The sequence below is a fragment of the Halomonas halmophila genome (assembly GCF_006540005.1).
Lineage (GTDB): Bacteria > Pseudomonadota > Gammaproteobacteria > Pseudomonadales > Halomonadaceae > Halomonas > Halomonas halmophila.
The window spans coordinates 1-16,039 of record NZ_BJOC01000031.1 but is presented as its reverse complement, the minus strand read 5'-3'; the positions used below and the strand labels follow the sequence as shown (position 1 = coordinate 16,039).

Sequence of the window (16,039 nt, the reverse complement as noted above, 5' to 3'; positions counted from 1 at the left end):
TGTCCGGCGCCTGCTGCAGACCATGCCCGTTCCGGGTAATGCTTGCGAACGAAAAGGGGCTAATCATGCAATGGAAAAAGGCCATCATAGGCCTCTTCTGCTTACATACTACTCCCTTGGCTATCGCCGACTACGAAAAGGGAGCCGACGAGTACCAGCGCGGCAATTTTGCTTCTGCCCTTTACGAGTGGCGCCAGTCTGCCGAGCAAGGCGACGCTCAATCACAGTTTCGCCTGGCCGAGATGTACCAACGCGGAAAAGGCACCAGCCAAAACCTGGAGAAGGCCCACAAGTGGTACACACTGGCGGCGGATTCAGGCTACCTTCCTGCCCAGACGGCATTGGCCGAGCAGTATCTTGCGGGTGAGGATACAGCCCCGAAGCTGGCAGCAGGCTGGTATGAACGCGCGGCCGAAGCAGGAAATGCCCAGGCCCAATTTCGGCTGGGACTGCTCTATCTGGAAGGCAAAGGGGTGAAGCAAAACGATGCAGTAGCTGCCAAGTGGCTTGAAGCCGCTGCCAAGCAGGGCGTGGCCCCCGCACAGAATAATATTGGCTCACTATACGAAAATGGCCGTGGTGTAGAGCAGAACAATACCCAAGCAATGAAATGGTATCGAAAGGCAGCTAAAAGCGGAGATGCCTATGCCCAGAACAATCTGGGTGCCATGTACGCTCAGGGCAAGGGTATAGAGAGCAACCACGCCTGGGCGGTCTTCTGGTTTGCTATGTCGGCTCAGCAAGGTAACCACGCCGCCGCCGACAATATCGACAGCAGCCTGGAGCATTTACAAGCCAGGAAGGTCAAGGTGGGAACCGCCAACATTCGTGCCGGCAATTCCACCGACCACGATATCATCACCAAGGTTCATCAAGGCGATACCTTACGCATCCTGGGAAGCTCTGGTGGTTGGAGCCAAGTCTACCTGACACAAAAGGAAGGACTCGGCTGGATATCCTCCAGCCTGTTGGAGTAACGGCGCCCCCGTCAGCGTGAACACTTCCCTGGGAGCCAGGCCCCTATGGGAGTGTTCGAAACAGCCGGCGGGCTCAGCGCTGCTCGCCCTTCACCTCGATATCGACACGCCGATTGGGTTGTAGACACTCCTTCAATCCAATCGCCCCCCGACTCCCCTCGCAACGCGATACCGGTTGATGTTCTCCGAAACCACGACTTTGAATTACCATCGACTCGATGCCGTTATCGATCAGGGCAGAGCGCACCGTAGCGGCACGCCGCTCGGACAGGGCTTGATTATAGGCATCACTGCCTAGCCGGTCCGTGTGGCCAACGACCATCACCTCGGGATCAACGAAGTCACTACGGATACGCTCTGCCAGTTCGTCGACCTGCCGTTTCCCTTCCGGCGATAATTGGGCGCTGTCGAAATCGAACAGCGTATCGGCCGCCAGGGACATACGTGTCGGTTCATCTGCGCGGGGCTCAAGCAGGGCGGCACAACGTGACTCACGCCAATGCAGGCTCTCGGCCAGCATGGCGTCATCGAACTGTACCTGATACTGGCAAGTCATGTAGCTCCCATCACCGGCCGGCAGATGGAAGATATAGTTCCACTTGCGCACCCCGAACAGGCCCTCGGAAAAATGCGGTCGCCCGAGCAGATCATAGATCTGATCCTTGGAGACCCCGGCCTGCATCTTGCGCAGATTCTCGATGTTGACGTAGGTCCCCTGTTCGAGCCAGGCATCGCCTGGCTCGGGAAACGTCACCTCGCTCTCGGCCCCGGCGGTGGGCGAGGTTGCCGCCTCGCCCTGGCCGCTGGTGGCACACCCCGGCAAGGCCAGGGACATCATGCCGGCGGCTCCAATCGCCAGTACCGTGGTGCAACAGCGTCTATGTTCCATGATTGATCCCCTTGCGATTACCAGTGGAAACCAGCGCCGACACCGGCACCGAAGTTACCCTGCGAGTCACCCGTGGCATTGAGTTTCACGGCCCAGCGACCATTTTCGGAGAGGCGAGACACTCCCACGGAAACCGCCGATTCACCGCTGTAGGTACCCGCCCCGGCAGATACCATGCTCTTGCCCGGCAAGTAAGCCTGGGGCACGGAAGCAGCCGCGATGGCACTGGCCGAACCTGCATTGGCATAGTCCTCGACGTCATCGATGCGGTTGCTGAGCCCGCCGATCTGCTGATTGAACTGTTGGTTCAGTTCCTGCAACTGCCCCACATTGGCCGCATCCGTCGGCGCTTCGCCAGCCGCCACATTGTGGATCTGCGTCGGCGTGCCTTCCTGACCCAGCGTCACCGAGCTGTAGTCCACACTGCCGTCATCGTTCCGGTCGTAGCTCACCGAGCCGGCCTGTACCGATTCCAGCTGGCGAACGTTGACCGCGTCCGTGGCTTGGGTACCGCCCGCCACGTGGGTGATCTGGCGTTCGCCACCTTCACTGCCCACCGAGACCGCGCCCTGGGCCGAGGCCACGGATTCGCCCGAGAAGGCTTCCTCGGCACCGTTCATGCCTTCACGAGTGGCTTGCGAGCCAGCCCCCAGCGCCACGCCGCCTTCGCTCTCGGCCACCGCGCCGTCGCCGGTCGCCACGCTGTGATCACCCCGGGCAACGCTCTCCGGCCCCATGGCCACGCTCTCGGCACCCTCGGCACGCGCATCCGCCGCTTCCGAGTTGGCCTTGAAGTACTTCGTCTCACCCGTTTCGATGTTGGTGATCTGCTCTTGAACCTCCCACAGCTGGCTACCATTCACCACGTCGCTACTGGTTTCGGACACTTCCCCGTCCCCGACATTGCTGATGGTCGTGCCTTCATCGCCTTCCAGGGTTATGGAGTCGTAGTCGACACTGCCATCGCCGTTGGTATCGTACTGCACCGCCTGGTTATCCAGTTGATCGATTTCATTACCGATATTCGACACGTCACCCTCGACGTTGGTCACGCGATCATCGAGCTCGTTGACGTCGCCTTCGACGTTGCTCACACGACCATCCACGTTTTCCACCGCCTGATTGGTGGCATATAGCTGGCTACCGTTGATGGCATCGGTGCTGTCCGCCGAGATGCGGCCGGCCGCCACGTTGGTGATCGTCCGCTCGGCACCGGCGGAGCCGACGCTGAACGTACCGACCGGCGAGGCACCGGCGAAGGCATAGGTCTGGCCGCCGACCGTGATATCGGCCGTGCCGACCGCCGCCTCGGTCGTGGCCCCGGAGCCCATCGCCACGCTGTCGGTCTCACTGGCCGTGGCACCGTCGCCCATGGCGATGGCCCCATCTGCCGTGGCGGTGGCATCCACCCCGGCCGCGATGGAGTTCACGCCGGTCGCACCATCGTTGGCATAGTTGCCCCCCTGAGTGCCACCGTCGTTGACGCTGTAGTAGTGCGTTTGGCCGGCCTCGACCTCATCGCTCAGCGACTCGATCGACTGGGTGGCGGCATACAGCTGGCTGCCATTGACGGCATCGGTGCTGGTCTCGTTGACACGCCCCGAGGCCACGTTGGTTACGGTGCGCTCATCGCCCGCATCGCCTACGCTAACCGTGCTATCCGGCGTGATGCCGGCGAAGTCATAGTCAGTACCGGCAATCGTCGTCCCCGGCGTGGCCACCGGCTCGGCGGTCACCGAGTTGCTGCCCAGTGCCACGCTCTGGTCGTGGCTGACCGTCGCTCCGGCCCCCAGCGCGATGCCTTGCTGAGCCTCGGACAGCGATTCGGTCCCCAGCGCCATGCCATCGGCCAGCATCACCTCGGCACCGTCACCGATGGCGGTGCCGCCGGGAGCCATCTGACCAACGGTGGCACCGTTGCCCATGCCGATGCCGGCATCGCCGTTGACCACCGTGGTCGGCCCCACCGCGATACTGTCCTCGCCCACCGCAAGCGAGTCCGGCTGGTCCGAATTGGCATGGAAGTACTTTGTGCCGGTGATGGTTACCGATTCCATGGCCCCCTGCAGCTGACGCACCGTCACGGCGTCCTGTGACTGGGTACCATCCGCCACATTGGTGATCTGGCGGTAGGAGTCGCTGTCACCCACGGAGACAGCCCCCAGCAATTCCTTGTCGGTGGTGTTGTAGGTAATGGTCGCGCTACCCGCCGGGATGGCTCCCGAAGCCGATGCCAGGGCACGATTGGCGACCGAGCCGCTGCCCAGCGCCACGCTGCCTTCGGTGGACGCCAGGGCGTCTACCCCGCTGGCAATCGCATTGGCGCCGGTGGCCCCATCGTTGTCGTAGTTGCCACCGATCACCCCATCGTCGTTGACGCTGTAGTAGTGCGTCTCAATGCCCTTGAGCTGCGAGACGTTCACCGCATCGGTGTCCTCGACACCAGCCGCTACCCCGGTAATCTGGCGATTGCCGGGTTCAGTCAATTGAACGCCTTCATCGTCGAAGACCGCAACCTGGGCAATCGCGATCTCCCCTACCGAATCCTCTGTAGTGTCCTTGCCGTAGCCCGTGTAGCCAGTTTGAGCACCGCGCACGGTTTCGGTCGCCGCCCCCAGAGCGACACTCTGCTCGTGCAGCACATTGGAACGTGCCCCCAAAGCCACACTACCTTCCACGCTGGCTTGAGAATTAGAGCCCATCGCCAGGGCTGCCTGGCCACTCGAGACACTGAAATTACCGATTGCCGTACTCCGCAGCCCGCTGGCCTCGGCCTCGGTGCCCACCGCCAAGGCGTCTTCCGCACTGGATACGGTTTCAAGCCCGATCGCCGAAGAGCGCAGCCCCGAGGCCGTAGAAACCTGGCCAACCGCCATGGCTCCGTCGCCCGACGCTTCGGCAGTATTACCAGCGGCGAAGGCCCCGAAGCCCGAGGCGTCCGAGCTGTTGCCCAACGCCATGGCATGCTGCGATGTCGCCGAAGCCTCCGTGCCCAGGGCCAGGGTGTCGAGCGCCCCACTGGTGGCGTTGTTGCCCACCGCGAAGGCCCCGTCGCCGGTCACCATGTTGTCGTTGCCCATGGCCACGGCACCGTCACCGGTGGCCTGGTTATTGACGCCCATGGTGATCGAACCATTGCCATCGGCGGTATTACTGTCACCGATCGCCAGGGCCCCGTCACCCTCGGAGGTGTTGTTGTTACCCACGGCCACCGCACCGGTCCCTTCGGCGTAGTTGTCCTTGCCCAGCGCCAGGGCGCCGTCGCCGATGGCGGTACTCGGGTCGCCGATCGACACCGCGCCATCGCCCGTGGCGGTATTGCCGTAGCCGATGGAGATCGCCTGGCCGCCATTGGCCGTGGCGTCACGCCCGATGGCAACGGCCCCCCCTGACTCGGCGCTGGCATACTGGCCGATGGCCACGCTGTCCACGCCAGTGGCACTGGTGTTATAGCCCAGCGCCAGGGCGCGTTCGGCACCAGCCCCGGTGGACGCCGCCACACCGGCCGCCATGGAATCCACGCCATCGGCACCGTCGTTGGCGTAGTTGTCCTGCTGGGTACCGCCGTCGTTGACGCTATAGTAGTGGGAACGGTTCTCGTCGAAGTAATCGAGATTGACCGCATCGCCGCCATCTACCGGATCGCCGACATTGGTGATGGTGTCGCCGTTCATATCGATGCCACTGTCGTTGAGGGTCGGCCCATTGGGGCCGATGCTCACCTCATTGGCCAGATCAAAGGTCACTTCCTCCCGGCCGTTGGCGGTCGCCTGGGTCACTTCCAGGTTGCCGTCGGCGTTGCGCAGGTTGACCTCGCCACCCGGCGCCACGTTGGTAGCACCACCGTTCTGGGCACTGAGATTCCAGCCCTGGCTGGCAGTGGCCGCCGCGTCCTCCACGGCCTGATTGGTGGCAAACAGCTGGCTGCCGTTGATGGCATCGGTACTGCTGGCCGAGATCCGGCCGGCCGCCACATTGGTGAGGGTGCGCTCGTTACCGACGTCACCCACGCTCACCGTGCCGGTCGGCGTGCCACCGGCAAAGGTATAGTTGGTTCCCGCCAGGGTGATGTCCGTCGTCCCCACCGGCGCGGCGGTCACCGAATCGGTGCCCAGCGCCACGCTGCCGGCATGGTCTGCCGATGCCCCATTGCCCATGGCGATGCCGTTGTTGGCACCGACATAGGCATCCGTACCGATGGCGATACCGTCCAGGATCCCTACATCCGTGGAGGCGTCCGTACCCAGTGCTATGTTGCGCTGACCGCTGGCCGCGGCACCCGTACCGATCGCCAGATCGTCTTCACCGAACGAAGAAGCATTGCTGCCAATGGCGATCTGGTTATTGCCGAATACATCGTTGGTGGCACCATCCCCCATGGCAATGGAGGAAGCACCCTGTGAGATAGCACTGCTACCCAAGGCGATGCCATCGGCCTGCCGCGCGTCGGCGCCAAAGCCCATGGCGAGACTGCCGTCCCCGGTGGCCGTGGCATCCACCCCGGCGGCGATGGCGTTCACGCCGGTCGCGCCGTCGTTGTCGTAGTTGCCACCCTGAACGCCGTCATCGTTGACGCTGTAGTAGTGGGCACGGTTCTCGTCGAAGTAGTCGAGATTGACCGCATCGCCGCCATCCACCGGATCACCGACATTGGTGACGGTGTCGCCGCCCATATCGATACCGTCGTCATTGAGGGTCGGCCCATCGGTGCCGATGCTCACCTCATTGGCCAGATCGAAGGTCACTTCCTCGCGGCCGTTGGCGGTCGCCTGAGTCACATTCAGGTTGCCGTCGGCGTTGCGCAGATTGACCTCGCCATCCGGCGCCACGTTGGTGGCACCACCGCCCTGGGCACTGAGGTTCCAGCCGGCATTGGCCACGTCGCTGACGCCGTTGAGCTGGCTGACATTGACGGCATCGCCATCCGCCACGCCATCGGCCACGTTGCTGATCACCTGGCCTCCGGCATCGATGCCACCGCTATTGGTCACGCTGGGGCCACCGTTGGCAACGGTCAGGCCGTCATTGGTCACGGTGGTGACGTTGCCACTGCCGTCACCCACGGCCAGCCCGCTGTCGTCCAGGGTGCTGTTGCCGGTGGTGACGCTCCCGTTGGTGCCCAGGTCGATGTTCTCGGCGAGCTGGATGGCCAGCGTATCGGTGCCGTCGCCCACCACGCCGATGTTGTCGTCAGTCAGCGTGCCCGCGGCACCGCCGGTGACGTTCAACGTTTCACCCAACTGACGATCCACGTTAGTGCCGCTGTCGCCGGCGAAGGTCAGCGGCGTGCCGGCCTTCTGATCTACCGCTGCCAATTGCGAGACGTTCACCGCATCGGTATCTGCCGAACCGGCGGCCACATTGGTAATGCGCCGCTCGCTGCCGGCATCGCCCACCGACACCTCGCTGGTGGCCGTCGGCGCCGTAACGGCAATCGGGTTGCCTGCAGCATCCAGTGGCTGGAAAGCGGCATCACCCAGGGTGTCGCCATTGGCAAGCGAGCCGCTGCCGAGCGCCACGCTGTCTACAATAGTGGCTTCCGCGGTGTCACCGATGGCCACAGCCCCGGCACCCAGTGCACTGCTGGTGTTACCAAGTGCCACTGAGCCCTGGCCGATCACCTCGTTCTGGTAACCGATACCGATTGCGCCCTGGGCCGCCGTGCCGGCGGTGCCCACCGCCTGGCCACCGCCACCCACCATATTGGTGTTGCCGAGCGCCACTGTGCCGTCGCCGGTCGCCGTATTGTCCATGCCTTGTGCCACGGCGCCGTTGCCGGTCGCCGTATTGGGATCGCCGATCGCCACGGCACCATCGCCCGAGGCGACGTTTTCCGCCCCGATCGACACCGCCTTGCCGTTGGTGGCGGAAGCATTCGTGCCGATGGCCACCGCGTCCTCGGCATCGGCCGTTGCTCCTGTACCCATGGCGATAGCCGAAGTGGCCGACGCCGTAGAGACATCACCGAAGGCTATCGCACTGTTCGCACTGGCCTCGGTGTTGTTACCAAAGGCCATCGCATCGAACGCGGAAGCGTTGACTCCCCGACCGATCGCCATGCTCCTTAGTGACGAGGCAGTCGCATCGTTGCCAATGGCCATAGAGGCAAACCCAGTCGCAGATACCGGCGCTGCATCCGTCGTCCCGATGCCGATCGACCGGTTACCTGTCGCTTGGGTGCCAATCCCCAAGGCTGTCGCCGACAACTGCGTTCCGGCACCGCCAGCTCCCGCGACAGCACCAAACCCTACAGCGACCCCACCATAGGATTCCGCCAGTCCACCCAGGGCTACGCCACCTGCGGTGGTGCCCGCTCCGGTATCGACAGTTTCAGCATACGAACCTCGGCCGATAGCAATGGCACTCTCGCCGCCAGCTTCAGAGTTATTCCCGAGCGCAATGGCTAAGTCGTTACACGCCGTGGCACCATTGCCAATGGCAACACGTCCATCATTGTCATTACAGTCATCTCCTCCGCCGGCCTCGTAGGCCTGGGCCGGCGAAAGCGCACCAATGCCAGCAACCAGTCCCAAGGCCAGCGAGATACGGCGCACCACCCCATCACGAGACTTGGTGCGACGTTTAGCCAGCTCGGACGTCACGACGGACTGCCCGCGGGAAGCGTTCCAAACGATGCAAAAGATAGTATTCATACTGCTCCCTTCCTTAATCCCCATGCGCGAGACCAGGTTGCTTCATTTAGCGCAAATTTTGTTCTCATGCGACAACCCTGATTCCTCAGGCGCTTCCTTCTTCTAAGGCCAAAGCAAGATTCCGTGTCACGCCGAGCGCTTTGCTACCACCTGAGCCAGCACGTGCGTACCGAGCCTCGGTCACGAAGCCGAATGTGGCAACGAGCTTTCAGATACTAGTTTTCATTCCAAAAGCTTATCGAAAACTAAACAAAGCGAGACTAATAAAGCCATCCCGCGACACCAAGGTAGTCTTAATTAACTAATACCATCAAGGTTAGATTTCTAATCCCTTCCCAGAAGAAGCCGGATTGACTTATAACCAATTGAAATTAAAGTATTTAAACCAGAAGCGCGGGTAATGGTAACCACCTCTGATACCCTATTTTTAAGATCCAGAGGAGGGAGGAGGAGAGAGGGGTGGATAAAAACCCAGCATTCGATAAAACAAGAGCCCCTATTGCTTTGTTACTCGACAAACGGCGGTTGCCAAGCTAGTACGACTTGAACACCTGAGCTTCCAAGAAGTCGCCAGGCAGGAAGTCACTTGTAGGTCCACCAGCTACCAATGCCACAAACGGCAACGGCCACCCCGTCACATTGACGCGGTGGCCGTTCTTTTCACTGCAAGCTTTTTGTCGGGAGGCTCGGGGCAGTAACCAATAAAAAACCCAAGCGCCCTGCATGGAGGACCCTTGGGTTTGCGGTATCCCAACTTCCCTGTTGGAGACATCTCGTCGGGCGCCCTTCCGATGATCCCCGGAGGATGCCATCCCTGGCGAGCCACGATCTCTCACTGAGATGAATACCGCAGTCATCACTCTAGACACCCTATGCCGGCCGTAGCCAGCTATATCCCGTGAACTATTGTGAAACCGCCCGACCAAAGCTCATGAAGCCCTGGCCTGTTGCCATTCGTCGGCGAGTGCACTGACCAGTTGCGCGGCCGGCAACTCGCGCACCATGGAAGCCCCTTGGCCGGCCCAGTGAGCGGCAAAGTCGTGATTGCCTTGCGCACTGGCCGCGGCATGCAGGGCCTTGGCGGCGTCATAGACTACCGGGTAATCGGCCGTAACTCGCGCGTCGGGAATCTCGTGCAGACGGTTGGCCAGCCCACGCGCCGGCCGCCCGGAAATCGCCCGGGTAAGGCGCGTGTGCTTGGCCGCATCACTCTTGAGGTGGTGGCGATACGCCTCATCGGCGGCGGACTCCGGGCAGAGGATGAAGACCGTACCCAGTTGCACGGCCGAGGCCCCCAACCGCAAGGCCCCGTCGATACCGACACCATCCATGATGCCGCCGGCAGCAATCACCGGAAGCTGGGTGCGCACCGACAGGCAGCGCACCAGGGCCAGCATGCCCATGGCGTCATCCTGTTCGGGCTCGAATACACCACGATGGCCGCCCGCCTCGACGCCCTGCGCCACCAGCGCATCCACGCCCTGACGCTCGGCCTCGGCCGCTTCCACGGTCGTCGTCACGCAGGCCAGCGTCAGGCAACCCGCCTCACGCAAGCGCTGCACGACCGCCTCGCCCGGCAGGCCGAAGTGAAAGCTGACCACCGCCGGCCGCTCCTCCAGCAGCATCTCGAGCATGGCCGTATGGCCGACAAAGCTCTGATAGATCTCCCGCAACGCCGACGGCGGTTGCGCACCGAACTCGGCGAAACGCGGCGCCAGATGCTCGAGCCAGGCCGCCTCCCCTGCCTCATCGCGCACGGCGGGACGATGACAGAAAAAGTTGGCATTGACCGGGCCGCTGGTCAGTTCGCGGGTAGCGCGAATCTGCTCACGCGCCTTGTCGACACCACTGGCGCCCAGGCCCAGCGAACCGAGACCCCCGGCATTGGTCACCGCCGCCGCCAGGGCCGGCGTCGAAACACCCGCCATCGGCGCCTGGATGATCGGATAGCGTATACCCAGTCGCTGGCAGAACGCCTCGACATATGGCATGGCAACATTCCTCGCTGTTACGGCATACCGCCGCCCCGCCTGGGCCGGCGGCCCGAGCGAGGCAGGCGGCGCCTCCTTTAGATATCCACCGATACGTCCTGCTGAACCTTGAGGGTGGCCTCATCATCAGGACCGTTATACAGCTGATAGGTCACGTTATCTTCGGTTTGAGGCTCACCTGTTGTTGTCCAAGAGCCACCGGTGAGATCGACGCTATCCCCATCATCGCCAAGAATGCTGAGCACATTGTCTTCGTCGGTCATGTCGAGCACGTCTTGTGCCTCCAGGGCGACGCTGTGATCCTGACCTTCACCCATAAAGTCCAGCGTCTCGACATTATCGAGATCGTCGGGGTTCGGATCTTCGCCGAAACGCATCTCGACCACATCGGCGCCTGCCAGACCATCCAAAGCCTCCCCGGTGTACAGCAGGGTATCGTCGCCGGAGGTCGGCTCCACGGCTTCGATATTGACATCGAAGTCACCCGATACCGTCTCCGACGTATCGCTGCCATCCGTGGTAAATGCCTCGTAGCTGACGCTCTGGTTGCCATCGGTGGCACCCTGCACCAGATGCAGATCATTGATCTGGTCTGAAGCAATGCCGCTCAGGGTGTAGGTGTCACTGCCACTGTCGTAGCTCACGCTGGCGTCCGGCAGGCTATCCAGCAGCGTATCGCCGCCGTCGGTGAAGAAGCCGGCATGCTCGCCGAGCCCCGTCAGCTCGATGGTGGCGGTTTCCGAACCGTCCATGTCGGACATCCCCGCGCTGAGGTTGAGCGGGATCTTGTCGCCTTCCTGGCCGAAGCTCAGTTCAGGCGACATCGTGATGCCATCGGCCACGGCCTCGACATCCACCGCGAAATCGGTGGACGTATTGGTGCTTTCGCCGTCCTGGCTCGTCCGCGCCGTCAGGGTCAGGGCATCCTCCAGAGTACCGCTCCAGTTACGCGGCGGTTCAAGGCCGACAAAAGCGGGCATGTCGCCGCTACTGTCGAGAATCGACCAGCTACCTCCACCGACGTTCTCGGCAAGCGTCGCCGATCCGGCGGCATCGCCGGTCTTGACCAACCAACCGTCCGGCACATTCTCGAGCAGCAAGGCATCGAGGCTCTGGGAGTCATCCGGCAGCGAAACACCCAGATCCTGCAGCTCGATCGGATTCTCCGGATCCTCAGAGCCGCTGACATCATCGACAGTGACCTCCGGCGGCGGCGGCGCAATCTCGGAAGAACTCGACCCGGTCGACGTCTCTTCATTGCTCGCGCCATTCTCCTGGGTCGTCGCTTCAGCGGTCAGCGAGACGCTGCCCCAGGTGTTATCCGCCGGGCGATAGCTCACATTGACGGAATCGCCCACGGCAACGCCATCGATCACATAGTTACCGTCGCCATCCGGCGTGACCTCCTCACCGTTGTACTCAAGCGTACCACCGACCGTGGCGCCATCGCCGGCAGTCATCCCGCTCTCATCCAGTGTCAGCACGACCTGGCCATCTACCAGGCTGACATCGGGATCATCCGCCGGGCTGGAGACATCGATGGTGAAGTCGACATCCTCGCCGTCGGCTACATCGCCTCCGGACACCTCGACGGTCGGCGTATCGGTCACCGGGTCCACCGGCGGCGTAACGTTGATCGTCTCCGAGTTCTCCTCGCCGCTCGGCGACTGGGTGGTCAGGGTAGTATCGAAGGAGAAGGGACCATCGTTATCGTTCCAGTCGGCCGGCGGCGTCACGGTGATATCGTTCAGTAGGGTCTGCAGAGCGGTATTGCTGCCATCATCGGCACTGGCGTACCACACCGTCTCACCATCAAAGGTGGTCTGCTGCATGCCGTCGACCACGGCCCCTGGCGGCAGATTGGAAATGGTCACCGCGCTGCGGCCTCCCTCCGCGGGGTCGCCGATCTCTGCGATCACCAGCTCGGACAGCGCCATGCTGGTGTCCTCGGTCATGGTGGTATTGGTGTCTTGCCAGGAGCTGATATCCGCGGGTGGTTCACCGCCGTCACCGAATTCGCCCTCGCCGGTCAGCGTCCAGCTATCGCTGGCGCGCTCCTCCACACCGGGGGCTTCGTCCTGGGTCACGCCGGTGATAGTGATCTCATGATCCTCGATGGCATCCACCTGGGTGCCATCACCCATGGTGAACCCGACGGTCTGCGTCAGGGGATCGGTGCCATCGAAGGCGACATCGGGATCGATATCGATGCGCCACTGGCTGCCCGTGCCGCCGGCGACCTGCCCGACGAATTCACCGTCCACGACGCTGACCCCGGCGGGGACATTGTCGATCAGCAGGTACTTGAGGGACTCGCTGCCATCGGTATCCGGCTGCGTGATATCGACGGTCACCGCCACACTATCGTTACCGTCGGCAATCACGTCATTCGTATCATCATCAATATCGGCATCGCTGCCATCGACATTGGCGATTCCGTCAATGGTCACCGTGGGCTCATCGGTCACCGCGTCGATGACGACCTCATGGGTCTTGTTCTTGACCACCGTGGTGTCGTCGACACTCCCCTCATAGCCGTCGTTGGGCGTATCGGTGACCTCGTACTCCACCTCAAGGGTGCCGGCAGGGCCGGAGACGTGCGCATCGCCCTGGGCGTAGATATCGTTCCAGGCATCATCGGTCAATTGATAGTACGTCGTTCCATCAACCGTCACCTCGGTCACACCCGACTCGCTATCCACGGCATCGGCCAGGGTGGTAGTGCCTTCTTCGCCATAGTAGAGCTCGAACTGATTGCCCGTGACGCTGGCGACATCGATCCGCACTGCAGTCAACGTTTCGTTGGTATCGCCATTCTGCTGCTCGAGACTCAGGTTGAGCTGCCCCACCTGGTCCTCGGACAGGCTGGACTGGATGCTGAACTCCGCCTCCGGCGAGGGCGTGACCTGGAAGGAAACGTCCTGCTCGGTAGCCTCCCGGGTATCACCGTCGTTCTCGGTGACGATGGGCGTGACCGAGAAATCCACCTGGCCGCTGAAGTTCTCCGGCGTGGTGATAGAGACGGCATTCGGATCGGTAGCCACCCACTCGCGGCTATCGCCGCTGCCGCGAATCAGGGTCGCACCCTCGACATCGAAATCCTCTTTGAGCCCGCTGATGCGATAGGTCAGGGTTTCCGAACCGTCACCTTCCGTCTCGCCCGAGCTGGCGTCGGTGATGATATCGCTCAGCGTGACGCCACTATTCGCGTCGCTGTTGTCATCATCCAGGTCCTCTTCAGCGTAGACCGGCGTATCGGTGGTGACATCAGGCTCGTCGGCAACCCCGTCGACAGCGACTGTTATGTCCTTGGTGACCGGCGAGTCCAGGGTATCGGTGACACCACCATACTCATCGACGGTGACGACCCCTGCCTGCAGCGTAAAGTCCTCGTTACTGTCCTGCGGCGGCGTCACTTTCAGCGGCACGCTACTATCGAAGTCCTCGATCACATAGTCGCCGTCCCCGTCAGGCGTGAGTTCCTTTCCGTCGTAGGTCAGCCCTGCGCCATCCGGCACATCGCTGATGGTGACCGTGAAGCTCTCATTGGGATCCGAACTTTGCGGGCGAATATCCAGCGGGATCGCCTCATCCTCGTTGCCCTCGGCCGGCGAGGTGACGCTCATGGAGGCCTGGTCGGCCACCGGCTGGTCGATATAGATACCGTCGAGGATCGATTCGCCGGAAATGGCGGTATCCGTATTGCCCTCGGCATCGGTATCCACCGTCTTGGCCTGCACAGTGATCTCGAACTGGCCTTTCTGATTTGGCGCGGCCCTGAACTGCACGGTATCCAGATACTCGATGGGCACCTCCACCGGGGAGCCGTTGAAGGGCAACTCTTCCCATTCAGCACCATCCCCCGTCTCGCCATTGGTGGAATAGCGGAAGGTGGCGCCATTGGCGCTCTCGTTGAGTACATTGCTTTCGCTATCCACAAGCTCAGGCTTCAGCAGCGCAGAGGTCTCTTCGGTACCACCATTCTCGGTGCCATCCTGGTTACTCCAGTTTTCGGACAGGTCGAAGGCATCGTCTCCGCTTGCGATATTGAGCGCAAACCACTCGTCCTCGGTACCATCCACGCCGGTGCCATAGGTATGGTCGGGGTTCATGGTCAGATCGTCGGCGCCGTCGCCGTCGCTATCAAAATCACCTTCAGCCGGATCATCCAGTGGGTCCGTGACTTCAGCGACCGGGGTGACCTCGACCGTCACCGTTTCCGTGGTTTCCTGTGTATTCGTTTCCTCGCTGCCGCCAACCGTATTGGTATCCGTGGCAGAAATGGTCAGTCCAATATCCTGATCTTCACTGCTGTGCGCAGGCGGCGTGATGGTAAAGTCACTCAACACCTCTTCGCGCTCGGTTTGGCTAAGCGAATCATTGAACTCGATGGTGTACGGATCGCTCTCACTGCCATCCCCTGAGACATTCCAACCACCGGTATTGACCGTGGCCTCGGTGACCTCCCAATCGGTCGGAATCTCGAAGGCCACGGAGTCGATGACCTCGGAGCCCGTACCGGTATCGCTGACGCCGACGCCGGAGAGGAAGTTCACTGGCGTATCTTCCTCGGTTTGCGAATCGGCTACCGTCACATCATCCGCTACCGGCGTTACGCGCAGGTTTAGCTCGACACTGTTATTGCTGAGATCGGCTTCAGCGACACCATCTCGCGGAGAGTCATCCCCCTCGAAACCATCATCATCAAAATCATCAGCGTTGATGGTAGCGATGATGCCATTGAGATCACCACTGAAATCGGCCGCGGCCCCGATCTCTATCTCGGGGAAGCTGGCGATATCGCCGGTCTGGCCAGTGGCACCAATGGTGATGCTGTCACCGCTTGCCAGTGTCGAGCCATCGATGAGGATATCGCTTCCCGTGGTGTTATCGATGGTTATGGAGCGGGCTTCCGAACCATCCAGATCCTCGAACTGCGCACTCAGCATTTCCCTGAGATCGAAGCTTGTGTCCTCGGCGATGGTCGCCGTTGCCTCGGTATTGCCGCCGTCGCCACCGTAACTAACATCGTCGACATTGGTGATTCCGTCGGTCACGCTCGTATCGAACAGCAGCTCGACGTCGTCCGTCACCGCCTGTACGCCGACATTCACCGAGGTTTCGCTGGTGGCACCATCTACCCCATCCAGCGGGTTGCCGCTGTCGTCGACCTCATAGCTGGTCACACTGGCCGTGACATCAAAGTTTTCATGGCGATTTTCCCCCGGTTGGGCCTTGATAGCTTCGTATTCGTCCTGAGTCAGGTAGTTGATATCCGAGTCACCACCTGCAACGTCCGCGTGATGGTAGCTCGTATCAGGAGTAGTATCCCCCGAGTTTTCCACAATCACGATGGTGTAGTTGCCCTCGCCATTGAACGTTAACGCTGTATCGTCACCCTTGGTCAAGGTTGTGCTTTCGGGTGCGTCACCGCTCAGCGTCAAGGTAATCTCACCCAGCAGCTCCGGGTTATCGCCGTCTTCACCGCCATTCTGATCATCGGTATCGACGGGGCTAGGTGCATTCAGG

At 61.7% G+C, this 16,039-nt stretch carries 5 protein-coding genes; 1 reads left to right on the top strand and 4 read right to left on the bottom strand.

Annotated elements, in window-relative coordinates:
• Positions 1-65 precede the first annotated feature (65 nt).
• The gene (locus HHA01_RS11405; protein ID WP_141320797.1) at positions 66-977 is read left to right on the top strand and encodes an SH3 domain-containing protein; all 912 of its coding nucleotides are present in this window, start codon (positions 66-68) and stop codon (positions 975-977) included.
• 73 nt (positions 978-1,050) lie between these two features.
• Here HHA01_RS11405 and HHA01_RS11400 read toward each other — a convergent pair whose 3' ends face one another.
• The 4 genes from HHA01_RS11400 to HHA01_RS14765 form a co-directional block, all read right to left on the bottom strand.
• Complete coding sequence (locus HHA01_RS11400; RefSeq protein ID WP_141320795.1) at positions 1,051-1,866, bottom strand: OmpA family protein; 816 nt, start codon at positions 1,864-1,866, stop codon at positions 1,051-1,053.
• A 17-nt stretch (positions 1,867-1,883) separates the two neighbouring features.
• Entirely contained in the window at positions 1,884-8,519 is a 6,636-nt protein-coding gene (locus HHA01_RS11395; RefSeq protein ID WP_170214871.1) for a YadA-like family protein, read from the bottom strand.
• Positions 8,520-9,448: 929 nt separating this feature from the next.
• Positions 9,449-10,510 carry an NAD(P)H-dependent flavin oxidoreductase gene (locus HHA01_RS11390; RefSeq protein ID WP_141320791.1) on the bottom strand — a complete coding sequence of 354 codons (1,062 nt, stop codon included), beginning with the start codon at positions 10,508-10,510 and terminating at the stop codon, positions 9,449-9,451.
• A 77-nt stretch (positions 10,511-10,587) separates the two neighbouring features.
• Positions 10,588-16,039, bottom strand: a 5,452-nt coding sequence (locus HHA01_RS14765) for a hypothetical protein (RefSeq protein WP_218023807.1), incomplete at its 5' end; no start/stop codon positions are given.

What these genes read in the sequence shown, in the direction of transcription:
- HHA01_RS11390 (WP_141320791.1), bottom strand. Translation starts at nt 10,510, where the DNA reads ATGCCATATGTCGAGGCGTTCTGCCAGCGACTGGGTATACGCTATCCG.
- HHA01_RS11400 (WP_141320795.1), bottom strand. Translation starts at nt 1,866, where the DNA reads ATGGAACATAGACGCTGTTGCACCACGGTACTGGCGATTGGAGCCGCC.
- HHA01_RS11405 (WP_141320797.1), top strand. Translation starts at nt 66, where the DNA reads ATGCAATGGAAAAAGGCCATCATAGGCCTCTTCTGCTTACATACTACT.
- HHA01_RS11395 (WP_170214871.1), bottom strand. Translation starts at nt 8,519, where the DNA reads ATGAATACTATCTTTTGCATCGTTTGGAACGCTTCCCGCGGGCAGTCC.